Source organism: Virgisporangium ochraceum, assembly GCF_016863655.1.
In the GTDB taxonomy this organism is placed as follows: domain Bacteria; phylum Actinomycetota; class Actinomycetes; order Mycobacteriales; family Micromonosporaceae; genus Virgisporangium; species Virgisporangium ochraceum.
The window spans coordinates 140216-165738 of the sequence record NZ_BOPH01000082.1 but is presented as its reverse complement, the minus strand read 5'-3'; the positions used below and the strand labels follow the sequence as shown (position 1 = coordinate 165738).

The following is a 25523-nucleotide window of genomic DNA, read 5'->3' as shown; positions in this document are numbered from 1 at the left end:
TCCATCCGGGGTGCCCGCTCGCCCGGCGCACCGTGCCGGCCGGGTCGGCGTCGAGAACGACCCGGGTCCACGCGCCCGGCCACGACCGCCCGGCCGGAACCGAGGTGATCCCGTACATGCCGGTCACCTCCGCGAGCGGGTACAGGCCCCAGCCGTCGATGGTGCCGCCGCCGTCGGAGACCGCGTACAGCGCGCGCAGGTCCGGCGGGAACCGGTGGCCCAGCGTGGCCTCCGCCGCCGCTATCCGCTCCTCGGTGGCGGCAGGTCGTCGCGCAGCACGACGGTGTAGGAGCCGCCGGCACCCGCCTGGCGTAGACCGAACCGGGCGACCGCGTCGAACGCACCGTCGGAGTCGACCGTCAGGTCCACCGCGACCTGCCGGATCCGGGTTCCCTCGACCAGGCGGCCGAACAGCTCGACCATCGGGACGGCGATCGCGGTGTGACTCATCGCGGGGACGTGGACGCCGTTGCCGTCGGCGGTGCGGTACCGCACACCCTCGCCGCCATGGCCGCGCGCGACGAGGTCGACCGACAGCGTGGCCGTACGCCAGCCCGCCGGGCCGTTGTCGACGAGGAGACGGGCCGCGGCCCGCAACGCGTCGTCTCCACCTGAACTGTTCACAGCCGACCCCGTGCCTTCGTCGTCGACGTGTCGTACTGCCGGACCGCGCGCACCGGCATCCCCCGTTCGACCATGCCGATGCGCGGGGCCCGTGGCGGCTCCTGGCAGGTCCGACCCGCGCAGCATAGGTGCGTCCGCTCGCGCCCCACTGACGTCCCGCTCACGCCGGACGACGCCGCTCCGGGCCAGGTGAATAGGGGTTTTCGTCACGGCGGCGAACCCCCAAGACTTGCCACTGCCCGGCGCCGGGCGGTGGGTCGTCCGGCGTCCGCGCCGGTCCATCAGGTCACATCCGAGGGGAGGTCCCCATGCGCAACGAGCCGGTCACCGGGTTCTCGGTCGTGCTCGGGCCCGACTACGCCGGCAAGTCCACACTGATCTCCGCGTTGGCGGCGCGCGGCGTGCGGTGCGTGTCCTACGATCCCGGCTTCGTGCGGCCCGAATGCTCACTCGTCGACGACCTCCGCGACGGCTTCGTCACCCGCGCGATGCCCGGTGTCGACACCGCCTACTCGCGGGACTTCGTGCTGACGCTGTTGCAGACGTCCGTCGTCTACCTGCGCGACCAGGCGCTGGACACGGGACGGGGCGGCCCCGTGGTCGTGGACTCCTACTACTACAAGATTCTCGCCAAGTGCCGGCTGACCGGGCTGGTGAACGACCGCATGTTCGCGTGGTGGCGCTCGTTTCCGGAACCGTCACGGGTCATCTACCTCGACGTCGACCCGGCGACCGCCTGGCGCCGCAGCGACAACGGCGCCCGCCTCAACGCGTTCGAGCACTACGGCGCCGTTCCCACGTGGGAGGGCTTCCGCAGGTTCCAGATCGACCTGCGCCGGCTGATGGTCGAGGAGATCGGCACGGTGCCGATCCATCCCGTCGACGGTCCCGACAGCATCGAGCGGACGGTCGCCGCGCTACGACACACCCCGAGGAGCGGACATGCCGGCCGCGTCGACAGGTGAGTACCGCCGCCGGGTGCGGTCCGAACGCGACGGCTTCCTGCGCCTGCTGGCCGAGCCGGCGCTGGCACGGCAGCGGGTGCTCGACGAGGTCGTGTCGGCCAACGCCGGCACCGCTTTCGGGCGTGAGCACGGGTTCGCCCGCGTCCGCACCGGTGAGGACTTCCGCCGTGCGGTGCCCATCCGCACGTATGACGGGCTCGCGCCGTGGATCGACCGCGCGGCCGCCGGCGAGCGTGGTGTGCTGTCCGCGGACGACCCCGTCGTGTTCTTCATGAGCAGCGGCACCACGGGCGACAGCAAGAAGATCCCGGTCACCCGCCGGTTCATGCGGACCGGCTTCTTCCCGCCCTACTACACGGCCTGGGCGACCGTCGCCGACCACTACCCCGACGTGCTGGCCGACGACAGCACGCTGAACCTGAAGTTCGATCCGGTGAGCCGGACCGCCTCCACCGCGTCGGGTCGTCCGCATCTGGGTGCCAGCCAGGTCGACCTCGGCACCGCGTTCGGGGAGCCGTTGTCGGCGGAACCGGGGTCGCGGGCCGTCTGGGGCGAGCTGCCGGTACCGGTCGCGGACACCGACCACCTCGAGAAGGCGTATCTGCGGCTGCGGCTGGCCGTCGAGCACGACGTACGGATGGTCGTCGGCATCAACCCCGCGATGGTCGCGGCGGTGCCGTACCAGCTCGCCCGGTGGTGGCCGCGCATCGTCAAGGACCTGCGGGACGGCACGCTCGGCGGCCGGCCGTACGGGTCGCCGAACCCGCACCGGGCGGCCGGGCTCGAACGGCTGGCGGACATGTTCGGCACGCTGACCCCCGCGCACGTGTGGCCACGCTTCCGGGTGCTGTTCTGCTGGACCACCGGGCTGGCCTCGCTGTACCTGCCCGGCCTCGCCGCGTCCTTCGGCACCGACGTGGTCGCGCTTCCCGCACCGGTGGCCGCTTCCGAGGGTTTCGTCGCCGTCGGCGTCGACCGGCACGGCAGTGGCTGCTCGCCCGCCCTCGGTGCGGCGTTCCACGAGTTCGTGCCCGCCGACGACGGGATCAGGGCCGACAGCGCGACGATGTCGTTCGAGGAGCTGGAGACCGGGCAGGAGTACCACGTGGTGCTCAGCCACGTCGGCGGGCTGTACCGGTACGCGCTCGGCGACGTGGTCCGGGTCGTCGACCGGCTGCACGGGATGCCCCGGGTCTGTTACGCCGGCCGCGGCACCACCTCCGACGTCGCCGGCGAACGGCTGCGCGAGTCACACGTCGTGCACGCGCTGCGGACCGCGCTCCGGTCCGGTGGACTGGCGGCCCACAACGCGACCTGCCGCCCGGTGCGGCCCGACGGCCCGGATGCCGTCCGCTACGAGTTCGCCGTCTCTCCCCGGCAGGCGTTGAACCCGGCCGAGACCGTGGCGCTGGCGCGCGCGCTGGACGACGGCCTGGTGTCGGTCTCCCCCGGCTACCGGGCGGCCCGCGCGGCCGCGGCCCTGGCCGAACCCGTCGTCCACGTGCTCACGGCGGACGCGTTCGCCCACGACTGGCATGCCCGGGTGGGGTCCGGGATCCGGCCGGCACAGGTCAAGGACCGGGTGTTCCAGCGTGACGACGACGCGTGGCACCGGCTGCTCTCCCACACCGTCCGCTGAACCCTTTACGCATCAAGGGAGACGAGCATGAATGTGCACGGCTTCGACCCGGTCGCCCGCACGTCGCTGCTGACGACGGCGCTGCGCATCCGGGAAAGCGCCCGGCCCGACCGGCTCTACGACGATCCGTACGCCGCGGCGCTCGCCGGCGAGGTGGGGGTCGCGCTGTTCGACGAGGTGGCCCGGCTCACCGCGGACAGCCGCGCCCCCGGACTCCCCGACACCGCCGACTACAACGCCGTCCGGACCCGGTTCATCGACGACCGGCTGGCCGAAGCGCTGGCATCCGGCGCCGTCGACCAGGTCGTCATCGCCGCCGCCGGCATGGACACCCGGGCCTACCGGCTCGACTGGCCCCACCCGGTGGACGTGTACGAACTCGACCGGGCCGCGGTCCTCGACGCGAAGGAGGCCGCCCTGCACGGTCACCGGCCCGCGGGGAACGTGCGGCGGCACCCGGTCCCCACCGATCTGGTGACCGACGACTGGCGGGCCGGGCTGACCGCGGCCGGCTTCGAGCCGGCCCGGCGCGCGGTGTGGGTCCTGGAAGGCGTCCTCTACTACCTGACGGCGGCCGAGGTCCACACCCTGCTGGCCGACCTCGGCCGGTTCGCCGCCGGCGGCAGCCCTCTGATCTGCGACCTGCTCGGCGAGGAGGCGCTGGACGCGCCGCCCATCCGCGGGCTGCTCGACCTGTTCGCCTCGTGGGGCTCGCCGTGGGTGTCGGGCAGCGACGAACCGGAGACGCTGCTCGCCGGGTACGGGTTCACGGTGACCGCCACGCAGCCGGGCGAACCCGGCGCCGACTACGGCCGGTGGACGGACACCGTGCCCGACCGTTCGGTACCCGGCGTCGCCCGGGTGTTCCTCGTGCACGGAACGCGGGACTGAGCGATGCCGCGCGTTCTCATCGCACCGGTCACGGTCACACCGACCAAGCCGCTGACGCCGAGCCACATCAAGGGCCTGCTCTGGGTCGATGTCATGTACCGGGCCACCGCGGCGCTCGCGGACACCACGTACCGCTACAGCAACACCACCTACAACGTCACGGCGCAGACGCTCGGCTACTGGGAGTTCCTCGACCGCACCATCGGCGACACCGACTACTCCGCGCAGACCGAGGAGGAACTCGGCGAGTCCTACATGCGCTTCCAGGCCGAGGGGCGACGGCCGCCGTTCGCGGCGCTGCGGCCCTACCTGCGGGCGGTGGAGAGCAGCGGGTGGGTCCATCCCGCCAGCGCCCGGCTCCTCGAACTGTGGACCGGCCACTTCGCCCGGCTCGGCCTGCACGACCCCGGCCTGACCACCGTGCGGCATCCGGCGTTCGGGCTCGAAGAGCTGATCGACCACCTCGCGGCCCGCGACCTGTGCCTGGACTGCCGCCCCGACAACGGTCCCGTCTACCTCGACCTGACCCGGTACGGGATGCCGCTGCGGCAGATCGTCACCCGGGAGTGCCAGCCGAACTACCTCGCCGGTGCGCTGCGGGAGCTGGTGCCGCTGGCGACCTCGTACGACCGGACCGTCCTCGTCCACGACCGGGAGCTGACCGACGACTACCTGTTGCTGCAGCGGCTGCTCGGGGTCCTGGGCGCCGAGGTCGTCCGGGACGCGGTGACGCGCGTACCGGTCGACGGCGTGATCCGGTCCAGCCGGTTCGGTGGGTGGCACGGGTACACCGTGCCGAGCCTCGTCGAGACGTGCGGGGACGCCGACCCGGAGGTGCTGCGGCTCGGCATGCGGTTGTACTTCATCGCCGTCCTGGGCCGCGGCAGCGACCGCTCGTTCCAGGCCGCGCTGCTGCGGCAGTACGTGGACCGGGCCCGGACGATCCTGGCGGGCGGTGCCGGCGCGGCGACGCACGACGTCGTCGGCTACCTGCGACGGCACCGCCCGCGCGGCGGCCTGCACGTCGACCCCTACCGCCTCACCTCGGCGATGCTGGGCCGCCGCGACCGGGCGGTGGCCGGCGACGTGGCCGGGCAGGTGTACTGCTGATGCCCACGCAGGAACTGCTCCGCGCCGAGTGGGCCCGCCGGATCCGCCGGGTGCAGGTCGGGCCGGACGCGCCGGCACCCGACGCACCGGGGCCGGACGCACCGGGGCCGCCCGACGTGGACGCGGCGGAGCGGGCGGCACCCGACGTGGCGGCGATCGCGGTGCTGCGCCGGTTCGATCCGGAGGTCTTCGTCCGTTCGGCGGTCGCGTTCGCGGCCGGCGTACACGGGACCCGGCGGGACGCGTGGTTCCGGGCGTTCACCCGCACGATCTTCCTGAGCGGCAACCCCGCCAACCTCCGCGGCCGGTTCACCGGCGACCATCTCTGCGACGACGGGTCCATGATGTGGTTCGCCCCGGTGCCCCCGGACGCCTCCCTGGGTCTACGCCGCCTGCTCAAGCGGTTCGACGGCGGCGGCGAGCCGGTGGTCCCGGCGACCCTGACCACCGACCTGCCCGGCCCCGCGAGCGGAACCGTTCACCGGCTGGAGATCGCCACCGCCGGCCTCACCGTCGGCGACTACCTGGTGCACGTGAACCACGTCCTCGCCGAGGCCGTGCTGACCCGGGTGATCCGGCCCGGCGACCGGCTGGATCTGTCGCACGCGCCCCGGATCGGCCACGGCGGCCCGCCCTACTCGATGCTGCGCGTCCACCACGACACCGCCGACCACGCCCGGTTGCGCGCGTACGTGGCCCTGTCCGCGGGAAGCCGGCCCGCGGCGTAGGCCGCACGGGCGGTGCTCACCCGTGCTCGGCGTGCTGTCCGTGGTCGGAGACCTGCGCGTCGAACCAGGCGTGCAGCGCGGTGACGAGCGCCTGGTCGGTGGTCGTGTAGGTGATCACCCCGCCGGCCGGGTCGTCCCGGTAGGTCACGGTGATGCGGGCGGCGCCGTCACGGAGGGCGGCGAGACCGGGCATGTCGTCGCCGTGGATGCGACCCGGGTCGGTGTAGTCGCCCCGGCTGAACCGGTCGGTCTCGAGCCGCAGGTGTTGGCGGATCAGGGTGATCTGCCCGGTGTCGGCCGGGTTGTCGGCGACGACCGTCTGCACGCCGCCGGTCTCCGTCCGGGCGAACCGGTGGGTGGTGCGTTCGAGGTCGAAGGGCATGACCGACGCGCCCTTCGCGGCGACCTCGGCCTGCCGGTCGGGGCTGTCGCCGCACCCGGCGACGAGCGCCAGGGACGCGGCGGCGGCCAGCACGGCATTACGGGTTCGGGTCATCGGTCGCCTCCGCGAGCAGGTGAAGTGCGGCGACGAGCGCGGCACGGTGGTCGTCGGGCACGCGGTCGAGGAGGGCCGCGAACTTGTCCTGCCGGGCGGCCGCCAGCTTCGCGGCGGCAACCGCGCCCGCGTCGGTGAGGTCGAGCTCGACCCCCCGCCCGTCGTCGTCGGCGGCGTGCCGGTGGACCCATCCCCGGTTGACGAGGTTGGCGACGAGGCGACTGACGGTGCTCTTCTCCAGCCGCAGCCGACGACCCAGTTCCGCCTGACGCAGCCGGCCCTCGCGGTGCAGTTCGGCCACGGCGTAGGCCTCCGAGACCGGCAGCGGCTGACCGCAGGGCGTGCGCCCCGGCTGGTGCAGACCGAAGTTGCGCACGAACCGCTGCAACGCCTCCTGCGCGGCGGCGACATCGTCCGTTCCCGACATGGTTCGACCATACAACCTTATGGTTCGGCCATACAACTACTTCGGCTACCGCCCGGCCCAGTCCGGGTGGGCGGTCAGGAAGTCGGCGACGGTGTCCGTGCGCATCGCGGCGAACAACTCCCCCGCCGTGTCGCCGAGGATCTCGAAGGACCTGCCATCGACGACCTGGCTGGCGAAGCGGCCGCCGTTGGTCCTGACCAGGGTGACAGCGCTGGCCTCGAGGTGGCGGAAGGCCAGTATCCAGTCGCTCGGAGCCCGTCCGTTGCCGTCGAAGGTGACGCTGCCGCCCAGCGCCCGCAACACCCTGTCGGCGGCGACCGGGTCGCGCACCAGTCCCCGTGCGGTCACCTTCTGCGCGAGCGCCCGGATCAGGTGCTGCTGGTGGCGCTGGCGGCCGTAGTCACCGTCGGGGATCAGCTCGCGTTGGCGCACGTAGTCCAGTGCCTGCCACCCGGCGAAATGCTGGCAGCCGACCCGGTACACCTGTGCCCGCATGCCCGGCACCGGCCGCGGCGAGTCGTGGTGGGGCGCCTCGAGCGTGTACGGCACGCCCTGCCGCCCGGTGGCGACGTCCCAGCCGACATGGATCGACGTGGTCTCCTCGTCGACGCACATCTCGACGCCACCGACAGCGTCGACCGTCGCGCGCAGACCCTCGAAGTCGACGATCGCGGCCGCGTCGAATCCGACGCCCATCAGGGCGCGCAGCGTCAGCCCCAGCAGCTCCACGCCGCCGGCGCGACCGCCCGACCGGCCGCCGGCGCGTGCGCCGATCCGGTACGCGGCGTTGACCTTGTCCACGCCGCCACGGAAGCCGGCGCGGGGGTAGGCGGGAACGACGACGCGGCTGTCACGCGGGATGGACACCAGGTACACCCGGTCACGGCTGGCCGGAATGTGGGCGATCATGATCGTGTCGGCCCGGACGTCGGTCGCCGGCGAGCCGGCACGCTGGTCGATCCCGACGAGGAGGATGTTCGTACCGCGTCCCCGACCGGCGCCCGCCCCGGCCGCGCCACCGCGGGAACCACCGGCCGCACCGCCGCGGTGGCTCCCGGCCGCACCGCTGCCGGGACCGCCCGCCGGTTCGACCGCGTCGCCGGCGGCCGACCAGCCCCGGCCCGGGGTCCCGACGGCAGCCGCCCCCAGCAACGGCTCCTGGCCGATCGACGCGGTGTACCGCTGGAACAGGTAGACGCCGCCGGCCGCCAGCGCCACGGTGACGGTCAGCAGCATCACGGCCACCACGGCCACCGGACGCCACGGGCCGGACCCGGGGTCGCTCGGCCGGTCCGGGGCCACCACCTCGTCCAGGTCGACGAACTCGTCCATGCCGGCCGCAGCCAGCCGCGAACGGAAGTCGGCCCGGAGCTCGGCTCGCCGTGCCGCGCGACCGGCCGGCACAGCCGGTGCGGAGGTCGCCAGCATGCCGGTCCCGATCGACAGCTCGCGGCCGGACCTGAGCGAACCGGCGACCCCGTCACCGGTGGCCCCGGCTCAGCCGACGAACCTCCGCAGGGCCGTCACCTCGGCCTGCTGGGTCTTCTCGATGTCGGCGGCCAGCTTCCTGACCTCGGGACTGCTGCCGTTTCTCTGCACCTCACGGGCCATGTCGATGGCACCGTTGTGGTGATCGATCATCATCCGCGCGAACTGCGTGTCGAACGCCGCACCGTTCGCGGCCTTGAGCGTGTCCATGTCCGCGGTCGACATCATGCCCGGCATGCTGTGCCCACCGTGGCCGCCCGCCGGCTCGACGGGCTGTCCCCAGGCCGTGAGCCAGCCGGTCATCGTGTCGATCTCCGGCTGCTGCGCGGCCTTGATCTGGGCGGCCAGCGTCCTGATCTCGGCTCCCGCGGCGCGTGTCGCGGCGAGATCGGCCATCTCTACGGCCTGCCGGTGATGCACGATCATGTTCTGGGCAAAGGAGACGTCGGCGGCGTTGAACGCCGCCGACGAACTGCCGGCGGTCGCGGTGGTCTGCGCGGCCGAGCCGGAGTCGTGGTCCATGCCGCCCATGCCGTCACCGCCGCATCCGGCGGCCAGGGCAAGGACCGCCGTGACGGTGACGGGCAGCGGAACACGACGCACCACAGTGCGGTTCATCTCGGAAAATCCTCTCGTGGAACGGGCTTGCGGGTGTCGACGGACCGGATCCGCGCAGTGCGACGATCCGGTGCGGTCGGCCTATGTCCGCAGCACCGCCACATCGAGGAGACGCATCGGGAATCGAGGGACGGGGGCAGATGCGGCCCGGGTCGGGTGGGCCGGATCCACCCGGGCCGGTCGGGCCCCGGGTCGCCGGGCGGCACGCGCGCCGGCGAGCAGCGCCAGCACACCGAGTCCACCCAGCACCGCGAGGCAGACGACCAGCAGACCGGCGCCGACCGGGGCGGGATCGGGGTCCGGGCCCGACCGGACCGCCCCCACGGGCACCGTGCCACCGCCGCAGGTGCCGTCGCACGGGTGGCCGGCGTCCGTCAGCCGCGGAACGTCACCCTCCGGCGTCACGGCCGCGTCAGCGCGGTGGCCGGACGGTCCCGAGGTGTGGTCGCTGGCGTGACCGACGGTGTGCATGCCGATCACGCCGATGCTGAGGAGGGCGAGCAGCAGCAGCCGAAGCGCTCCGGCCGTCATGCTCGACACACCCTCACCTCCCACCGCGCGGGTCCATCCACAGTAGAGAGTCCGCGGAGCGGTCCGTGAACCGGGCCGAGCCTGCCCGGGGCGAGCAGTTCTGCGGTGGCAGGATCGGTCGGATGCGGGTGCTTTTCGAAGACGTGGTCCCGGTCGCCTACGGACAGTTCTACGTGGTCAGCCGGGAACTGCCGGACATGACGAAGGCCTTCGCCGGACAGGTGAACGGCCTCTGCGGCGCCGGCGAGCCCGGCGCGTTGTTCCTGATGACCGGCACGCATTCCGGCCGGGTGCGGCTGCGGGTCGAGCTCCACGAGCGGGAACCGCCGGCCGCCGCTGATGAGTGGGAGGAGGTGGTCGAGGCGCCGTTCGTGCCGCGGGGCGCGACGGTGGACCTGGTGCCCTGGGGCGACGGCACGTTGGCACCGTTGCCGCTGATCCCCGACGGGCCCGAGACCGGCCCGCTGCCCACCTTCCGCGTCCGGTACTGCGCCGCCGGCATGGACGAGGGGCGTGACCCGTTCGGCGGGTTCGACCCGGACACGCTGGAGGACGACGACTACACGTACATGGACCAGCGGCCGGACCGGTACCTGTTGTGCTTCTGGCCGGACGATGCGCCCGACGGCGCGGGCGGCGGTCCGGGCGGCGGCCCGGTCGACGGCTTCCCGCGTCCCGACGCGATCGTCCTGCGGACCAGCCGCGCCGCCGGCTACTGGCACGACTGGGCGTCGGCCCTGCCGGCGCCGCCCTCGCTGTGGGAGCAGGTCGAGGCCGCGCGGCGTGAGCGGCAGGAGCAGGAGCGGCGCGCGGAGGAGTACCGGCGGCGGGACGAGGCGCGGCGCTGGGGTGGGCGCCCGCCGGGCGAACGGTTGCGCCGCGTCGTGGGCAACGTTCAGGGGATCGCACGCCTGGACCGCGACCTGGTCGACGGAGTGGCCGGGGCCGACGATGCCGTCCAGCGGGAGATCGCGGTGTGGGCCGCCCGGCGGGCGTTCGCCCACGCCGGCATCGCCGACCTCGACTGGCTGGCCCCGGCGTGGACGGCGCTGCGGCACGGTCGCCCTCTCCCCGCCGAGTTCACCGACCCGGCCGCGCTGTTCGCGCGGATCTCGGACCGGCACGAGGCCGGCGGGCACGAGCCCGGCGGGTACCGCATCGTCGCGTTCGCCCGGCGCGGACGTGGCGCGGCCCCGTCGCTCGGCGCGATGCTCGACGCCCCGGTGAATCCGGTGGCGATGGCGGTGCCGGCGCTGGCGGCCGCCGCCGGGCCGGATCCGCTGCAGGCGGCGCTGGAAGCGCTGTGGGCGGCGACCACCACGTTCGGCACCCGGCGCGCGGAGTTCCTGGCGGAGGTGCGCCGGGAGTTTCCCGTCGTGGACTCGGCGGGTCCGGGCTGACAGAACTTTCGCGCCGGTGTCGGATCGCGGCTCCCGCCGATCGACTATCCGGTGAAGGGACCCGAGCGAAAGAGGACACATGACAGCCAGGCCCAACCCGATTCCGGACCGCTACCGCCGGGTGACGCCCTGCCTCGTGGTGCGGGGCGCCGCCAAGGCGCTGGAGTTCTACGCCGAGGTCTTCGGCGCGACCGAGCGGATGCGCATGCCCGGCCCGGGCGGCACCATCGTCCACTCCGAGATCGAGATCGGCGACTCGGTACTGATCGTCGAGGACGAGAACCCACACACGGGCACCACCGCCCCACCCGCCGGCGGACTCCCCGGCAGTCCCGTGTTCCAGTTCATCTACGTCGAGGACGTCGACGCCACCCTGGCCAGGGCCGTCGAGCTCGGCGCCACCGTGAAGCGGGCGCCGGAGGACCAGTTCTACGGTGACCGGGACGGGTTCATCATCGACCCGTTCGGCCACGGCTGGACGGTCGCCTCGCACGTCGAGGATGTCAGCGGAGAAGAGCTGGGCAAGCGGATGGCACAGATGTTCGGAGGAGCTGAGTTCGGAGGAGCGCCGTGAAGTACGTGCTGATGTTCGTCGAGACCGAGCAGTTCGCCGCCGACCTGGCGGCCATGGACGGCCCCGAGCGGGACCGCGCCTACGCTCGCGTCCAGCAGTGGTTCGTCGACAACCACGACAGGATCACCCACCACGCCCACCTCCTACCCGCCGACTCCGCCACCACGGTGCGGCTGGAGGGCGGCGAGCCGCTGGTCACCGACGGCCCGTTCGTGGAGGGCAAGGAGGTCGTCAGCGGCTACGCCGAGATCGACGTCGCCGACCTCGACGAGGCGCTGCGGATCGCCCGCTCGTGGCCGGCCTGCCCGGTCGTGGAGATCCGGCCGATCGCCTCTTGACCCCACCGACCCACACCGAGCTGGTCCGCGTGGTCCGCGACCACGCGGGCCGGCTCGCCGCGTCCCTGGTGCCGCTGGTCGGCGACTTCGCCGCCGCCGAGGACCTCGTCCAGGACGCCGTCGAGGCGGCTCTGACCCGCTGGCCCGTCGACGGCATCCCCGACCGGCCCGACGCGTGGCTGTTCACCGTGGCCCGCCGCCGCGGCCTCGACGCCATCCGCCGGGAGGTCCGTCACCGCGACAAGCTCGCCCTCGTCACCTGGCCCACCGAGCCACAACCCGACGACCGGCTGAGGCTGGTCTTCACCTGCTGCCACCCGGCCCTGCCGCGCAGCGCCCAGGTCGCGTTGACGCTACGCGTCGTCTGCGGGCTGACCACCGCCCAGATCGCCAGGGCGTTCCTCGTCCCCGAAGCCACCGTCGGGCAGCGCATCACCCGCGCCAAGAAGAAGATCGGCGACGCCGGCATCCCGTACCGGATACCGGCGTCCGACGAGCTCGCCGGCCGGCTGGCCGAGGTTCTCGCGGTCATCTACCTGCTGTTCAACGAGGGCTACCTGCCGAGTGGGGCCGCACCCGGGTCCCGTGATCTCACCGACGACGCCGAGTTCCTCGCCGCGATGCTGCACCACCTGATGCCCACCGAGCCGGAGGTCGCCGGGCTCCTCGCGCTCATCCGGCTGCACCGCGCCCGTGCCGCGGCGCGGTTCGACCTCAACGGCGACATCATCCAGCTCCCGCACCAGGACCGGACCCGCTGGGACCACGCGGCCATCGCCGACGCGGGCCACCTGATCGCCCGCGCCGCGTCCCACAAGCGCCCCGGTCCCTACCAGCTGCAGGCGGCCATCGTCGCGTGTCACGCCGAGGCCGAACGGTGGGACGACACCGACTGGGCCCAGATCACCGTGTTGTACGACATGCTGCTGCACCTCGCGCCGTCGCCGGTGACCCGGCTGCACCGCGCGGTCGCCTACCGCTACGTGGCCGGCCCGGAAGCCGCACTGTCCGAAGTGGACACCCTGGCCGGCCAGCTCGACGACTACCACCTTCTGCACGCCACCCGCGCCGAGCTTCTCCGCGCCCTGGGCCGCACCGGGGAGGCCCGCGAAGCGGACATCCGCGCCCTCGCCCGCACCGCCAACCCCGCCGAGCAGTCCCTTCTCCGGCACCGACTCTCTTGGAGATGACCACAGATGGCACCGATCGTCACCAGCATCGACGTGGACCGATCCGCCAGCGACGTGTACGCCTACGCCACCGACCCCGCCCGGTTCCACGAGTGGCAGAAGGGCGTCGTCGACGGGCACCTGGAGGGCCCGCCCGCGGTCGGCACACGGTGCATGACCACCCGCCGGATCGGCGGCGCGAACCGCTCCAGCACCTCCGAGATCACCCACGTCGAGCCACCGGCGACCTGGGGTGTCCGCGGCACCGACGGACCCATCCGGGCCACCGTCGACCTCCGCGTCGAGCCGCTCGCCGACGAACGGTCCCGCCTCACCATCTCGGTGGACTTCACCGGCCACGGCATCGGCAAGGTCCTGGTCCCGCTCGTCGTCCGGCGGGAAGCGGAGAAGGAGATGCCGGCGAACCTGGCTGCCCTCAAGCGGCGCCTGGAAGGGTGAGCCGTGCGAGGCGGCCGCCCGCCGTGTCGCCGTTGCCGCGCCGTCAGGTCGTCGGGCGTACCAGGCCGGCCTCGTACGCGGCGATGACGAGTTGGGCGCGGTCGCGGGCGCCGAGCTTGGACATGGCCCGGTTCACGTGCGTCTTCGCGGTGTGCGGGCTGACCACCAGGTGACGGGCGATGTCGTCGTTGGACATGCCCGTGGCGACGAGCGCGACGACCTCGCGTTCGCGGCCGGTCAGGTTCGCGAGGTCGGCTGTCGGGCGGTCGTGGTCGGGCTGGCGCAGGAAGCGTCCGATCAACGCACGGGTGGCAGCCGGCGACAGCAGTTGCTCGCCCCGGTGCACCAGCCGGATCGCGTCGATGAGCTCGTCGGGTTCGGCGTTCTTGCCGAGGAAGCCGCTGGCGCCCGCGCGCAGCGCCTGGAACACGTACTCGTCGACCTCGAACGTCGTGAGGATCAGCACCCGGACGTCGGGCAGTTCGGCGGTGAGGCGACGGGTGGCCGCCAACCCGTCCAGGTTCGGCATGCGGATGTCCATCACCACCACGTCCGCCGTCGTGCTGCGGGCCTGATCGACGGCCTGCTCCCCATCGCCGGCCTCGCCCACGACGCACATGTCGGGCGCGGCGTTGACGAACACGGCGAACCCGCCCCGCACCAGGGGCTGGTCGTCGGCGAGCACCACCCGGATCGTCATGCGGCGTACGGCAGCCGGGCGGTGACGCGGTACCGGCCGCTGGCCGCGTCTGCGACCGGGCCGGCGGTGAACGTGCCGCCAAGCGCTCCGACGCGTTCGCGCATCCCGACGTGGCCGTGCCCCGGCAGACCCGGCACCGCGCCGGTGGTCGGGTTCTCCACGGTCAGCTCCAGTCCGTCGTCCCGGTAGGCGAGGGTGACCGCCACCGACGTCGGCCCCACGTGTTTGCACACGTTGGTCAGCGACTCCTGCAGGACGCGGTAGGCGGTCAGGTCCGCCGGACCCGGCAGCGGACGGACCGCCCCGGTCGCGGTCACGGCGATGTCGAGGCCGGAGCGTCGGTACGCGGCCAGCAGGTCCTCCACGCGGTCGAGCCCGCACACCGGCACGGTGGGGTCGGCGGGGTCGCCGTCCTGGCGCAGCAGGCCGATCGTGTCACCGAGGTCGGTCAGCGCGGCCTTGCTCGCCGCGCACACGTGGTCGAGCGCCTGCGCGGCCGGGCTCCCCGCGCTGTCGATCGCGCGCGCGGCGACCCGGGCCTGGATGTGGATCAGCGCCAGGTGGTGGCCGATGACGTCGTGCAGGTCGCGGGCGATGCGCAGCCGCTCCTCAGTGACCCGGCGCCGGGCCTCGGCGTCGCGGTCGGCCTCGGCGCGGTCGGCCCGCTTACGCGCCTCGGCGAGAAAGGCGTGGCGGTGACGCGACGCGGTACCGGCCGCGACCGCCAGGCCCCCGAACGCCGCCAGGGCCAGGTTCTCCGCGCCGAGCAGCGCCGGCTTCAACCACACGTGCGTGACGCCGATGGCCAGCACGACCAGCCCGCCCACGAGGACGGCGCGCATCCGGGTGGCCCGCTCGGCGACCGTCGACAGGGCCACCAGCGGCGCGGCGAGCAGCAGCAGCCCGTTGCGTCCGTCGTGGTGGGCCAGGAACACCTCGGCCGCGAACGCGCTGACCAGCAGCGTCGCGAACGGGTACCGACGGCGCAGCACCAGCACGGCACCGGCCACCACCGCCGACACCAGCGCGAGCGGGCTCAGCGGGCGCGCCTGCGGCCCCGCGGTCGCGGTCACCAGCGTCACCCCCAGGATGACCGCCGCGATCAGCGCGTCGGCGCGGACCGGCCGGGCCGCGAACCGGTGCGCCCGTTCACGAACCCCGTCGTGCAGTGCGTGGTGCACCCCGTGCCGCAGCGCGCCCAGCGTCGTCATGCGTTCACGGTACGAGCGACCACCGCTTCGTGGCGTCCCGCCACGGGGGTACGGCCCGTACCGCGGCCGCGGTACGTGCAAGATGCCACCACGGCGTGACGACAGCGGCGGCCCGGCTGCGGAATCGTCGGTCACCGTGCGACACGACGGAATCTCGGCCCGCGGGCTGAGCAAACGCTTCGGACCGGTCACCGCGGTCCGCGACCTCACCTTCGACGTCCCCGCCGGACAGGTCACCGGCTTCCTCGGCCCCAACGGCGCCGGCAAGTCCACGACGCTACGGATGATCCTCGGCCTGGTCCGCCCGAGCGCCGGCGAGGCCCTGATCGGCGGGCACCGCTACGACGACCTGCCACAGCCGCGCCGCGCGGTCGGCGCCGTCCTGGAGACCACCGGGTTCCACCCGGGCCGCCGCGGCCGCGACCACCTGCGGGTCGCCGCCCGCGCCGCCGGTCTGCCCGCCGGCCGGGTCGACGAGGTCCTCGACCGGGTGGGCCTCACCGACGCCGCCGGCCGGCGGGTGCGCGGCTACTCCCTCGGCATGCGCCAACGCCTCGGCCTGGCCGCCGCCCTGCTCGGCGACCCGCAGGTGCTCATCCTCGACGAGCCGGCCAACGGCCTCGACCCCGCCGGGATGGCCTGGTTGCGCGGCCTGCTCCGCGACCTCGCCGCGCAGGGCCGCACCGTGCTGTTCTCCAGCCACGTCCTGTCCGAGGTCGCACAGACCGTCGACCACCTCGTCATCGTCCACGACGGTTCGCTGCGCTACGCCGGTCCGCTCGACGGCCTCGACGGGCCGCTGGAGACGGCGTTCCTCACCCTGGTCGGAGGCACCGCCGATGTCCGCTGAACTGCTCAAGCTGCGCACCATCCGCACACCGTGGATCCTGCTCGCCGTCGCACAGCTCGTGATCGTGGCCGGCGTCGCCGGTCCGTTCACCACGGGCGACCGCACCGACCCGACGATCGTGCGGGCCGGCGCCGCCCACCTCGGGCTGGTGGCCCTGTTCACCCTCGTCCTCGGCATCATGGCCGTCGCCGGCGAGCACCGGCACCGCACCATCACCGACACCTACCTGACCAGCCCGCACCGCGGCCGCGTGCTCGCACGCAAGCTCGCCGTGTACACCGGAGCGGGCGCCGTCTTCGGGGCGGTCGGCGCAATCACCGCCGTCGCGTCCGTCGCCGTCGCGGCGGCGGTCACCGACGTGACGGTCGACTGGTCGGACCCCCGTCTGTGGCGCACCATCGCCGGCTGCGTCGCGTGGAACGTCGCCTTCGCCGCCCTCGGCGTCGGGATCGGCGCGCTCGTCCCGAACGTCACCGCGGCGATCACCGGGTCGCTGGCCTGGCTCGCCCTCGTCGAAGCCGTCGTGGCCGCCCTCATCGGGTCCGACGCAGCCCAGTGGCTGCCCTTCGCGGCCGGTGCCGCCCTCGGCGGTCTGCCGTCCGGAGGCGACGGCCTCCCGCAGTGGGGCGCCGTCGTCCTCCTGGCCGCCTACGTCGCGGCCGTCGGCGTGGCGGCCGCCGTCGTCACCCGTCGACGCGACATCGCCTGACCGGAGCGACCCCCGATGGGACACACGCGCAGGGGCCGCGGCGGCGAGCTGCACCATCCCCGCCTGTACGACGTCGCCGCCACGGTCGCCTTCGCCGGCTTCCGCCGCCCGGTGTTCGACGGCCTGGTCGCCCTCAGCGGCGCCGCTGCCGGCGACCGGGTCCTCGACGTCGGCTGCGGCACCGGCTACCTGACCCGACGGGTGGCCCGCGCGGTCGGCGCGGACGGGGCGGTGGTCGGCGTCGACCCGTCCGCACCGATGGTCGCCCACGCCCGCCGCGTGTCACCGTCCGGCTGCCACTTCCACGTCGCCGGCGCGCAGGCGATCCCCGAGCCGGACGCGTCGTTCGACCTCGTCGTGGCCAGCCTCGCCGTCCACCACATCCCCGCCGACCTGCGGGCCGGGGCGTTCCACGAGATGCACCGCGTGCTGCGTCCCGGTGGCCGGCTGCTCATCGTCGACCTCCGGCCGGCGTCCGGGCCGCTCGCACGCCGGCTCAGCGTCCACTCCGTTCCGGCCGACGTGGTCGAACGGGTCACCGCGCTGGTCACCGCGGCCGGGTTGCGGGTCGTCGCGACCGGCACCCGCCGACCCAGGCTCTACTACGTCCGGGCCGAGCGCGCCCGGGTCCGCGGAGCCGCGTCACGCGACCCTTGACCGCCGCCATTGACTCAGTGATAGTTGAGTCAATGGACGCTGAGGTTGCCTCCGTGGAGGTCCGGGCCCGGGTGCACGCCGCCCTCGGTGATCCGGCCCGGTTGGCGATCGTCGACGCCCTGCGGGTCGGTGACGCCTCGCCCGGCGAGATCGCCGAACAGCTCGGCATGGCGACCAACCTCGTGGCCCACCATCTCAAGGTCCTCGACGGGGCCGGCCTGGTGGCGCGGACCCGTTCCGAAGGCGACCGGCGCCGCACATACCTCCGGCTGCGGCCGGACACGCTGGCGCTGCTCGGACCGCCGCACCTGACCTCCGACCGGGTCGTGTTCGTCTGCACGCGCACCCGCCGACCGGATCAACCCGGTCGCCGTGGAGGCGATGCGCGAGGTCGGCATCGACATCACCGCGCAGACGCCCGCAAGCTCGACCACGCCACGGCCGAGTCCTCCGACGTGCTGGTGTCGATGGGATGCGGCGACGCGTGTCCGGTCTTCCCGGGCAAGCGGTACCTGGACTGGGACCTCGACGACCCGGCGGGGCAGGGCATCGACGCCGTCCGCCGGATCCGCGACGACATCCGGGGTCGGGTCGAGACGCTGGTGTCGGAGCTCAGCGCCGCGCGGTGAGCGGGCGCCGCTGGCGGACCAGCGTCCGGAGGACGTGTGTGGCGTCGCGGCCGACTCCGCGCAGGGTGGCCGAGGCGAAGCTGCGTTGCCGTTCCAGTCCGACGTACCCCAGCCCGGGCACGTCGGTCGACACGCCGCCGCGATGGGCGGGGGTGCCGGTGACGCCCAGGTAGGCGAGGCCGGGCCGGTACCCGGTCGCGAGGATCAGGACGTCGACGCGTTCGCGGGCTCCGTCCGTCCACACGAGACGGTCGCCGTCGACGTGGGTGAACAGCGGGCGGTGGTCCGGGCGGCCGGCGCGCAGCGCGGCCCGGTAGCGGCCGTCGTCGATCACCGGGACCGCTCCCCTGACGAGCTTCGGGCCGAGGGGCGAGGTGTCCAGGCCGGTGCGGTCGAGCCACCAGTGGAAGTCGCGGCCGAGGACGCGTTGCCGCTGCCACCGCAGCGGTGTCCGGGTGGCGATGGTGACGGTCGCGACCTCCGCCAGTTCGGTGGCGATCTGGACCGCCGAGTTGCCGCCGCCGACCACGACGACCCGCGTGCCGGCGAACGCGTGCGGCGTCGTGTACCGCGACGAGTGCAGGACCGTGCCCGCGAACGTGTCGAGGCCGGGCAGGTCGGGGCGGTGCGGCGTCCCGAATCCGCCGGAGGCCGCGACCACGAGACGGGCTTCGGCGGTGGCGCCGTCGTCGGTCGTTACCACGAAGCCGTTGTCGTGGCGGGTGACCCGGACGACGCGCCGCCCCCACCGGATCTCGGCGTCGAGGTGGCGCGCGTACGCGTCGAGGTAGGCGACGACCTCGTCGCGGCGGGGGTAGCGGTCGGGGTCGCCGGGGAACGGCAGGCCCGGCAGGGACGAGAACCGGGCGGGCGAGAACAACGTGAGGCTGTCGTAGTAGCCCGGCCAGGACCCGCCGGCCCGCTCGGACGCGTCGAGGACCAGGGTGCGCAGGCCGAGGGTGCGGGCGGTGCGGGCGGTGGCGAGGCCGGCCTGACCGCCGCCGACGATGACAAGGTCCAGGGTGGTCACGCGAGCTAACATATCGTCATATCGGACGAAGACGAAATGATGTCGTGAGGAAGACTGTGGGAATGGACATGCCAACGGCCCTGGACGCGCCGGCCCGTGACTTCCTCAAGGCACTGGCCAGCGAGACCCGTCAGCAGATGATGACGGCGTTCGCCGGTGGACGGGAGCTGACGGTCGGCGAGATCGCTGAATGCTGCGGCCTCGGGCAGTCCACCGCGTCGGAGCAGCTGGCGATCCTGCGCCGCGGCGGGCTCGTGCGGTCGACCCGCGACGGCAAACTCGTCCGCTACCGGGCCGACCCCGCCTCGATCGGCGCCCGCCTCACCGAGCTGCAGGGCTACCTGGCCTGCTGCTGCCCACCACCGTCCGGGGCGACCACGTCGAAGGAGTGAAAGGGAAGCCGCTAGCCGAACCGCTTCGGGTCGAAGGGTTCGGGATAGTGGAACCGGCCAGATTGGCCGGCGTAGCGGGTGAGGGTGCGGACCTGGAAGTTCCTCCCCCAGGCTGGGTCGGGCGGGTCGATGCCGTACCGCTCGGCCGCGACGAACCCGAACCGGTGGTAGTAGTCCGGGTTGCCCAGCAGCGCCACCAACGGCTCGCCGAGCGCGTCGGCCGCGCCGAGAACGGCATGCAGCATCGCCGAGCCGACCCCGTTCCGTTGGCGGTGCGGCAGCACGCTGACCGGGCCGAGCGCCAGAGCCGGTCCGGTACCGACCCGGGCGCGGGTCGCGAGCACGTGCCCGACCACCGCGTCATCCTCGATCGCGACCAACGACAGCTCGGGGATCCAGCTCCCGTCCGCGCGGAGCCACGAGACGAGCGTCGCTTCGCCCGGATCACCGCCGGGCTCCACCGGCGGGGCGCTGTAGGGAAGACCCCGGAACGCGGCCGCGGTCACCGCCCGGATCGCCTCCACGTCGTGGGCGAGCTCGCGTCGGATGAACATCATGGGACCGTCGCAGCGTCCCACGGGCACGTCAACCCGATTACGGACCGGGCGTCAGACCGCGGAGGCGGGAACCTCGATGGCGAGCAGGGCGGCGAGCTGGCGCATCAGGGCGGGCCGGGCGCGGTAGTACACCCAGGTGCCGCGGCGTTCGGCGTCGACGAGGCCGGCCTCGCGCAGGGTCCTGAGGTGGTGGGAGATCGTCGGACCGGACAGGTCGAATGCCGGGGTCAGGTCGCAGACGCAGGCTTCGCCGTCGGGTGCCGAGGCGATCATCGACATCAGCTGCAGGCGGACCGGGTCGCCCAGCGCCTTGAACGCGGGCGCGAGCAGTTCCGCGGTTCCGGCCGGGATGCGGGCCTCGGCCAGCGGCGAGCAGCAGGGCTCGGCCGGCAGGTCGGCGAGGGACAGACCCGAGCCTTGTTTCGACATTCCTCTAGGTTGACAGATCTCGAAACAGCCTGCAACCTTGCTGATTAGACAATCGTCAAGTTAGACCGACATCGAGGCAGCGAGGACGTTCACATGAGCATCCGTCTGGAGGACCTGCCGGTCGCCGTCATCGGCGCCGGCCCGGTCGGGTTGGCCGCGGCAGCGCACCTGGCCGAACGGGGCATCCCGTTCACCGTCCTGGAAGCCGGCGGGACACCCGCGGCCGCGGTGCGGCAGTGGGGACACGTGCGGCTGTTCTCCCCCTGGCGGTTCAACGTCGACGCGGCCGCCCGTCGGCTGCTCGCCGAGGCCGGCTGGGTCGAACCGGACCCGGACGTGCTTCCCACCGGCGGCCAGCTGGCCGACGACTACCTGCAGCCGCTCGCCGACCTGCCCGCGCTCAAGCCGCACGTGCGGTACGACACGCGGGTGCTGGCCATCACCCGGCTGGGCCTCGACCGGCTCCGCACCGCCGGACGCGACGCCGCGCCGTTCCTGATCCGCCTGGCCGACGGCGAGGACGTGCTCGCCCGCGCGGTCATCGACGCCTCCGGCACCTGGGGCACCCCGAACGTGCTCGGCGCCGCCGGCATCCCCGCCCACGGCGAGTCGGCTGCGGCCGGTTTCGTCGAGCACGCGCTGCCCGACGTACTCGGCGCCGACCGGGACCGGTTCGCCGGCAAGCGGACCCTCGTCGTCGGCGCCGGACACTCGGCGGCCAACACGTTGCTGTCCCTGGCCGAACTCACCGGCAAGGCGCCGGGAACCGGTGTGGTGTGGGCGATCCGGTCCGCGAGCCCGGCGCGCACCTACGGCGGCCAGGCCGCCGACGCGCTGCCCGCCCGGGGTGCCCTCGGCAGCCGGCTGCGCGAACACGTGCGGTCCGGAACCATCACACTGGTCACCAACTTCAGCGTCCGGTCGGTGACCGTCACCGATGGCCGCGTCGTGGTCTCCGACGGCAGCGACAGCATCACCGTCGACCGGATCGTGTCCGCGACCGGCTTCCGGCCCGACCACGGCGTCGCCTCGGAGCTGCGCCTCGACCTCGACCCCATCATGGGATCGACGCGCGCGCTGGCGCCGCTGATCGACCCGAACCAGCACTCCTGCGGCACCGTGCCCCCGCACGGCGTCGACGAGCTCACCCACCCCGAACCCGGCTACTACGCCATCGGCGTCAAGAGCTACGGCCGGGCACCGACGTTCCTGCTCGCCACCGGCTACGAACAGGCCCGCTCCGTCGTCGCCGCGCTGGCCGGCGACTGGGACGCCGCCCGCGACGTCCAGCTCGACCTGCCCGAGACCGGCGTGTGCAACAGCAACCCGGTCCCCGACACCGACACCATCGACGCGGGCGGCGGCTGCTGCGGAACGCCGGCCGCCGAGGCGGTACCGGCCGGGCGGGGGCTGGCCACCGGCATCGCGGGCGGGCTGCTGTCCGCCCCGCTGGCCCTGCTGCCCGTCGCGTCGTCACCGGATAAGGCCGACGGCAAGGACGGCGGCTGTTGCGGCTGAGACCGTGACGCCCGCTCCGGTGGTGGCCGCCGGGCCTCGGTCCGGCGGCCCGCCGCATGCCCGTGGCTGGCGGCTCGTCGCCGCGCTGGCGGTGACGCAGACCGTCGGTTACGGCGTCCTGTACTACTCCTTCGCCGTCCTGATGCGGCCGATCGCCACCACGCTGGGGGTGTCGACCGCGACGGTCACCGGGGCGATGACCTGTGCGATCCTCGCCGGTGCCGCGATGGCGGTGCCCGTCGGACGGTGGCTCGACCGGCACGGCGGCCGGGCACTCATGACGACCGGGTCGCTCGTCGCGACCGGGCTGCTCGTGGCGTGGTCGCAGGCGCAGCACGTCTGGCAGCTCTACGCCGTTCTCGTCGGGATCGGCGCCACCGGCGCGATGGTCCTCTACGAACCGGCGTTCGCCGTCCTGGTGTCGTGGTTCGGCGCCGCCCGCCGCGCGAAGGCACTGCTCGCGGTGACGGTCGTGGCCGGCTTCGCCAGCGCCATCTTCCTGCCGCTGGCCGGATTTCTCGTGGACCGCCACGGCTGGCGCACGGCCCTGCTCGTGCTGGCCGCCGTGCACGGGATCGTCACCGTGCCGTTGCACGCTCTCGCGGTCCCGAAGAGACCGCGCCCGGACCCCGACGGACCGCCACCGGCGGCGACCGGCGCCACCCGCGCCGCCGTCGTCCGCGCGGCGCTCGCCGACACGCGGTTCTGGGCGATGGCGGTCGCGTTCGTCGCACACGGGGCGGCGATGACCGCGATGACATTCCACCTCGTCGGCCTGCTCACCGACGCCGGACACCCGGTCACGTTCGCGGCCACCGTCGTTGGCCTGCTGGGGGTGTTGTCGGTGACCGGCCGGATCGTCCTCACCGGAGTCCAGCGTCGGATCAGGACGACCACAGTCGTGGCCGCGATCTTCGCCGTCCAGGCGGGCGCGGCCCTCAGCCTGCTCGTCGTGGGCGGCAGCAGGGCCGGCGCGGTCGTCGGGGTCGTGGCGTTCGGACTCGGGTTCGGCATCGCCAGTCTCGCCGCGCCGGCACTGCTCGCCGACCGGTACGGCACCGTGGCCTACGCGACGATCGCCGGCAGCCTCGCCGTGCCCATCACCCTGGCCCGCGCCGGTGCGCCGCTCGGCGCCGCCGCCCTGCAGGCCGGCGGTGGCTACCCGCCGGTCGTGCTCGGCATCAGCGGGGCGTGCCTCGTCGCCGCCGTCGGGATTCTCGTGCGGGCGGCGAGCCCGTCCCCGGTCGGCGATCCGATATCTGATTCGGCATCCATCTAAATTGACAATGATCTAAACAGATGTCACTGTTTAGATGTTCATCTAAACAGATTGCGGAAACCAGGGAGTCACACCATGTTCCGGATCAGGCGAGGGCGCACCGTCGATGTCGGCGTCCAGTTCTGCGAGCGCTGTGCCGAGGTCACCACCGCCGCGCAGCGCGCGCAGACCCGTCACGACCGCGTCCGCACCGACGCGCTCCGGTGGTCCCACGGACGCTGACCACCCACCTCGACCCCGTCTGATCGACGGGGGTCCGCCGTCAGTGGGTGATGACCGCGCCTGGTCGTCGCGCTGTGCTCAGGACGGCGGCCATGGCGGCCGATGCCGCCGGCTGACCGAGGTAGGCCGTCAGCAGCACCATCAACTCGGCAAGGCCCTGGTCCGTGACACCGGCGGCGCGTGCGGCGTTCAGATAGGTGATCAGGCGGGCATCGACGACGTGTTGGCCGACGAGGGCGGCGACAACGGCGACACTGCGGTCGCGGTCGGTCAGTTCCGTTCCGGACCAACCGGGTCCGCCGGCCGCGAGAAAGGCCTCCCGGGCGTACTGTGCGCCGGCGCGCGCCGCGAGCATGCTCTCGGCTTCGTCCTCTGGCATGCCCAGGTTGCGGGCGTACACGGCGCGGCCGGCGGCGATGCGGTCGGCCACGTCCTCGGAAGCGTTCATATGCACGACCCCGGGTCTTCGGCCGAGCCGATGATGGAGTAGAGAGCCCGTCTCAGCTGTGCGACCTCGGCCGCCGGGATGGACCGGACCGCGTCGGCCTCACGGGCCTCGGCGCCGGCAGCGATCGCCGTCCGCACCGCATCGCCTTTCGGGGTGATGGCGACGATGCGGGCCCGCCGGTCTCGCGGGTTGACGCGCCGTGAAACGAGTTCCATGCGCTCGAGCCGGTCGATCTCCGCAGTCAGAGTCGTCTTGTCCATGCCGAGGGCCTGCCCGAGTTCGACCTGGGTCAGATCGCCGGTCTTGTGCAGAGCGCTGAGGACGATGTGGTCGCGCAGCGACAGGCCGTGGCGTTCCGCTTCCGCGCCGACGAGTGCGTGCATCCGCTGGGCCGCCCGGTGGAGCAGCCACGTGAGCTCGGAGTCGGGCCCCGGTCCCAGAGTGGGGCGCCGCGGTGCCTCGTCGTCGATCGTCTGGTCGGGGCGGCCCGAGGTGGGTGAGGCAGGCATGGTCACAGTGTCACGCCCGGGAACCGGGACGGCAGGAGCGGGATGCTGTCGTACGCGGGGACGTCGTGGGCCGGAACCACCTGCAACACGCGGCTGAGGGCGATGCTGCGCTGCAGGCCGACCCGGACGGTCCTGGCGTCGACATCGGCGACGCGGCGCATCAACCACGGACGTTCCGCACCACGGGAGATGCCGTCCATCTGCCAGGTGAGGTCGCCGATGAACGCATACCGCTTCCCGGTGGGCAGCGTGACGAACACGACGACGGAACCCGGGGTGTGCCCCGCGGCGAGGGCCACGATCACCGAGCCGTCTCCGTAGAAGTCCAAGCTCGCCGGAAAGCCGAGATACTCCGAGCCGTCGAAGGTGTACGTCCGGATCTCCAGGCCTTGGGACACCGCGCGGAACACCGTGCCGTGCGAGTCGTCGGCGCCGTAGCGGATCTCGGCTTCGTTGATCCACACCGGCACCCGCAGGGAGTCCAGGCCACTGACGTGATCCCAGTGCACGTGCGTGACGAGCACGCCCAGCAGCCGGGACCGGTCGTAGCCGGCCGCATCGAGCTGCTGCGCCGCGGTGCGGCCGAGCCGGTAGGGAGCGCGCTCCATGCGCGCCAGCATCGTGATGTGCTCCGCCACGTGTTCGCCGAACCCGGCGTCGATGAGCAGGTCGCCCTTCGGGTGGGAGATGAGCACAGCGGTGGCCGCGAAGTCACGCTTGTCCCGTACGGATCCTCCGGTCACGGCGAAGAACGCCCGCGTCGTATATGTGCCGGTGGGCAGACGGTACAGCGCCATGTCCGCCGGCGGGGTCGCCTCGGGCAGCCGACCTGTCCAGTACGGGAAAGGCGTGATGACCATGCCAAAACCTTATGACCCGAGAATATCCGAGTCAAGACCATCCGAGCCAAGAGCATTTGGCCTGCG

At 73.2% G+C, this 25523-nt stretch carries 30 protein-coding genes and 4 pseudogenes; 19 read left to right on the top strand and 15 right to left on the bottom strand.

Annotated features, from left to right (window positions below; translation table 11 throughout):
* Positions 1-28 precede the first annotated feature (28 nt).
* Both Voc01_RS54710 and Voc01_RS53305 read right to left on the bottom strand, forming a co-directional pair.
* Positions 29-199, bottom strand: a pseudogene (locus Voc01_RS54710) (hypothetical protein); the annotation flags it as partial.
* A gap of 41 nt (positions 200-240) precedes the next feature.
* Positions 241-624, bottom strand: a complete 384-nt coding sequence (locus Voc01_RS53305) for a hypothetical protein (protein ID WP_239160547.1) — start codon at positions 622-624, stop codon at positions 241-243.
* Between the two features lie 308 nt (positions 625-932).
* Here Voc01_RS53305 and Voc01_RS28405 point away from each other — a divergent pair, with 308 nt between their 5' ends.
* From Voc01_RS28405 to Voc01_RS28385, 5 genes are read left to right on the top strand one after another with little or no spacing between them, the layout of a single operon-like run.
* Positions 933-1589: a hypothetical protein gene (locus Voc01_RS28405; RefSeq protein ID WP_203930639.1), complete on the top strand. Its 657-nt coding sequence runs from the start codon at positions 933-935 to the stop codon at positions 1587-1589.
* Positions 1567-3228 carry a GH3 family acyl-acid amido synthetase gene (locus Voc01_RS28400; protein WP_203930638.1) on the top strand — a complete coding sequence of 554 codons (1662 nt, stop codon included), beginning with the start codon at positions 1567-1569 and terminating at the stop codon, positions 3226-3228. The genes Voc01_RS28405 and Voc01_RS28400 overlap by 23 nt, the downstream gene beginning before the upstream one ends.
* A 27-nt stretch (positions 3229-3255) precedes the next feature.
* Entirely contained in the window at positions 3256-4119 is an 864-nt protein-coding gene (locus Voc01_RS28395; protein ID WP_203930637.1) for an SAM-dependent methyltransferase, read from the top strand.
* Between the two features lie 3 nt (positions 4120-4122).
* Positions 4123-5229, top strand: a complete 1107-nt coding sequence (locus tag Voc01_RS28390; protein ID WP_203930636.1) for a hypothetical protein — start codon at positions 4123-4125, stop codon at positions 5227-5229.
* Positions 5229-5957 (top strand): DUF6182 family protein, encoded by a 729-nt coding sequence (locus tag Voc01_RS28385; RefSeq protein WP_203930635.1) that lies wholly within the window; start codon positions 5229-5231, stop codon positions 5955-5957. Before Voc01_RS28390 ends, Voc01_RS28385 begins: the two co-directional genes overlap by 1 nt.
* A gap of 16 nt (positions 5958-5973) precedes the next feature.
* Here the strand turns inward: Voc01_RS28385 and Voc01_RS28380 are convergent, their stop codons facing one another.
* The 5 genes from Voc01_RS28380 to Voc01_RS28360 form a co-directional block, all read right to left on the bottom strand.
* Positions 5974-6453, bottom strand: a complete 480-nt coding sequence (locus Voc01_RS28380) for a hypothetical protein (protein ID WP_203930634.1) — start codon at positions 6451-6453, stop codon at positions 5974-5976.
* Positions 6437-6880, bottom strand: a complete 444-nt coding sequence (locus tag Voc01_RS28375; protein ID WP_203930633.1) for a MarR family winged helix-turn-helix transcriptional regulator — start codon at positions 6878-6880, stop codon at positions 6437-6439. Before Voc01_RS28375 ends, Voc01_RS28380 begins: the two co-directional genes overlap by 17 nt.
* Before the next feature lie 45 nt (positions 6881-6925).
* Positions 6926-8308, bottom strand: a complete 1383-nt coding sequence (locus Voc01_RS28370) for an LCP family protein (RefSeq protein WP_203930632.1) — start codon at positions 8306-8308, stop codon at positions 6926-6928.
* Between the two features lie 69 nt (positions 8309-8377).
* Positions 8378-8986 carry a DUF305 domain-containing protein gene (locus tag Voc01_RS28365; RefSeq protein ID WP_203930631.1) on the bottom strand — a complete coding sequence of 203 codons (609 nt, stop codon included), beginning with the start codon at positions 8984-8986 and terminating at the stop codon, positions 8378-8380.
* 81 nt (positions 8987-9067) lie between these two features.
* Positions 9068-9517 (bottom strand): hypothetical protein, encoded by a 450-nt coding sequence (locus Voc01_RS28360; RefSeq protein ID WP_203930630.1) that lies wholly within the window; start codon positions 9515-9517, stop codon positions 9068-9070.
* Positions 9518-9639: 122 nt separating this feature from the next.
* Between Voc01_RS28360 and Voc01_RS28355 the strand changes: the two genes are divergently transcribed.
* From Voc01_RS28355 to Voc01_RS28335, 5 genes are all read left to right on the top strand, one after another.
* Complete coding sequence (locus Voc01_RS28355) at positions 9640-10917, top strand: hypothetical protein (protein WP_203930629.1); 1278 nt, start codon at positions 9640-9642, stop codon at positions 10915-10917.
* Between the two features lie 79 nt (positions 10918-10996).
* Complete coding sequence (locus tag Voc01_RS28350; RefSeq protein ID WP_203930628.1) at positions 10997-11491, top strand: VOC family protein; 495 nt, start codon at positions 10997-10999, stop codon at positions 11489-11491.
* Positions 11488-11829, top strand: coding sequence for a YciI family protein (locus tag Voc01_RS28345; protein WP_203930627.1), 342 nt, complete (start codon positions 11488-11490; stop codon positions 11827-11829). Before Voc01_RS28350 ends, Voc01_RS28345 begins: the two co-directional genes overlap by 4 nt.
* Positions 11826-13019, top strand: coding sequence for an RNA polymerase sigma factor (locus tag Voc01_RS28340; protein WP_203930626.1), 1194 nt, complete (start codon positions 11826-11828; stop codon positions 13017-13019). The genes Voc01_RS28345 and Voc01_RS28340 overlap by 4 nt, the downstream gene beginning before the upstream one ends.
* 6 nt (positions 13020-13025) lie before the next feature.
* Positions 13026-13457 (top strand): SRPBCC family protein, encoded by a 432-nt coding sequence (locus Voc01_RS28335; protein ID WP_203930625.1) that lies wholly within the window; start codon positions 13026-13028, stop codon positions 13455-13457.
* Positions 13458-13500: 43 nt separating this feature from the next.
* On the opposite strand, the gene Voc01_RS28330 is transcribed toward Voc01_RS28335, so the two are convergent.
* Together Voc01_RS28330 and Voc01_RS28325 are read right to left on the bottom strand one after the other, a co-directional pair.
* Positions 13501-14157, bottom strand: a complete 657-nt coding sequence (locus tag Voc01_RS28330) for a response regulator transcription factor (protein WP_203930624.1) — start codon at positions 14155-14157, stop codon at positions 13501-13503.
* Entirely contained in the window at positions 14154-15368 is a 1215-nt protein-coding gene (locus Voc01_RS28325) for a sensor histidine kinase (protein WP_203930623.1), read from the bottom strand. The genes Voc01_RS28330 and Voc01_RS28325 overlap by 4 nt, the downstream gene beginning before the upstream one ends.
* An 82-nt stretch (positions 15369-15450) precedes the next feature.
* Here Voc01_RS28325 and Voc01_RS28320 point away from each other — a divergent pair.
* The 5 genes and pseudogenes from Voc01_RS28320 to Voc01_RS53295 form a co-directional block, all read left to right on the top strand.
* Positions 15451-16170: pseudogene (locus tag Voc01_RS28320) on the top strand (ABC transporter ATP-binding protein); the annotation flags it as partial.
* A gap of 37 nt (positions 16171-16207) precedes the next feature.
* A complete protein-coding gene (locus Voc01_RS28315) occupies positions 16208-16927 on the top strand; it encodes an ABC transporter permease (RefSeq protein WP_203930621.1) in 720 nt (239 codons plus the stop codon).
* 15 nt (positions 16928-16942) lie between these two features.
* Positions 16943-17584: a class I SAM-dependent methyltransferase gene (locus Voc01_RS28310; protein WP_203930620.1), complete on the top strand. Its 642-nt coding sequence runs from the start codon at positions 16943-16945 to the stop codon at positions 17582-17584.
* Between the two features lie 32 nt (positions 17585-17616).
* Positions 17617-17799 (top strand): annotated as a pseudogene (locus Voc01_RS53300) (ArsR/SmtB family transcription factor); the annotation flags it as partial.
* 115 nt (positions 17800-17914) lie between these two features.
* Positions 17915-18213, top strand: a pseudogene (locus Voc01_RS53295) (arsenate reductase/protein-tyrosine-phosphatase family protein); the annotation flags it as partial.
* Here Voc01_RS53295 and Voc01_RS28300 read toward each other — a convergent pair.
* A complete protein-coding gene (locus Voc01_RS28300) occupies positions 18197-19243 on the bottom strand; it encodes a flavin-containing monooxygenase (protein WP_239160545.1) in 1047 nt (348 codons plus the stop codon). The pseudogene Voc01_RS53295 and the gene Voc01_RS28300 sit on opposite strands and share 17 nt — an antisense overlap.
* A gap of 68 nt (positions 19244-19311) precedes the next feature.
* On the opposite strand from Voc01_RS28300, the gene Voc01_RS28295 reads away from it, so the two are divergent.
* The gene (locus tag Voc01_RS28295; RefSeq protein ID WP_239160544.1) at positions 19312-19635 is read left to right on the top strand and encodes an ArsR/SmtB family transcription factor; all 324 of its coding nucleotides are present in this window, start codon (positions 19312-19314) and stop codon (positions 19633-19635) included.
* 11 nt (positions 19636-19646) lie between these two features.
* Here the strand turns inward: Voc01_RS28295 and Voc01_RS28290 are convergent, their stop codons facing one another.
* Positions 19647-20189 carry a GNAT family N-acetyltransferase gene (locus Voc01_RS28290; protein ID WP_203930616.1) on the bottom strand — a complete coding sequence of 181 codons (543 nt, stop codon included), beginning with the start codon at positions 20187-20189 and terminating at the stop codon, positions 19647-19649.
* A 54-nt stretch (positions 20190-20243) separates the two neighbouring features.
* Entirely contained in the window at positions 20244-20621 is a 378-nt protein-coding gene (locus Voc01_RS28285; protein ID WP_203930615.1) for an ArsR/SmtB family transcription factor, read from the bottom strand.
* A 93-nt stretch (positions 20622-20714) separates the two neighbouring features.
* Here Voc01_RS28285 and Voc01_RS28280 point away from each other — a divergent pair, with 93 nt between their 5' ends.
* The 3 genes from Voc01_RS28280 to Voc01_RS28270 all read left to right on the top strand — a co-directional run bounded on the left by Voc01_RS28280 (position 20715) and on the right by Voc01_RS28270 (position 23640).
* Positions 20715-22139 carry an FAD-dependent oxidoreductase gene (locus tag Voc01_RS28280; RefSeq protein WP_203930614.1) on the top strand — a complete coding sequence of 475 codons (1425 nt, stop codon included), beginning with the start codon at positions 20715-20717 and terminating at the stop codon, positions 22137-22139.
* Positions 22140-22143: 4 nt separating this feature from the next.
* The gene (locus Voc01_RS28275; protein WP_203930613.1) at positions 22144-23418 is read left to right on the top strand and encodes an MFS transporter; all 1275 of its coding nucleotides are present in this window, start codon (positions 22144-22146) and stop codon (positions 23416-23418) included.
* A gap of 75 nt (positions 23419-23493) precedes the next feature.
* Entirely contained in the window at positions 23494-23640 is a 147-nt protein-coding gene (locus tag Voc01_RS28270) for a hypothetical protein (protein WP_203930612.1), read from the top strand.
* Between the two features lie 40 nt (positions 23641-23680).
* Here the strand turns inward: Voc01_RS28270 and Voc01_RS28265 are convergent, their stop codons facing one another.
* The 3 genes from Voc01_RS28265 to Voc01_RS28255 form a co-directional block, all read right to left on the bottom strand.
* The gene (locus tag Voc01_RS28265; RefSeq protein WP_203930611.1) at positions 23681-24088 is read right to left on the bottom strand and encodes a carboxymuconolactone decarboxylase family protein; all 408 of its coding nucleotides are present in this window, start codon (positions 24086-24088) and stop codon (positions 23681-23683) included.
* The gene (locus Voc01_RS28260; RefSeq protein WP_203930610.1) at positions 24085-24471 is read right to left on the bottom strand and encodes a MarR family winged helix-turn-helix transcriptional regulator; all 387 of its coding nucleotides are present in this window, start codon (positions 24469-24471) and stop codon (positions 24085-24087) included. Before Voc01_RS28260 ends, Voc01_RS28265 begins: the two co-directional genes overlap by 4 nt.
* Positions 24472-24599: 128 nt before the next feature.
* Positions 24600-25457, bottom strand: a complete 858-nt coding sequence (locus Voc01_RS28255; RefSeq protein WP_203930609.1) for an MBL fold metallo-hydrolase — start codon at positions 25455-25457, stop codon at positions 24600-24602.
* Between the last annotated feature and the right edge of the window lie 66 nt (positions 25458-25523).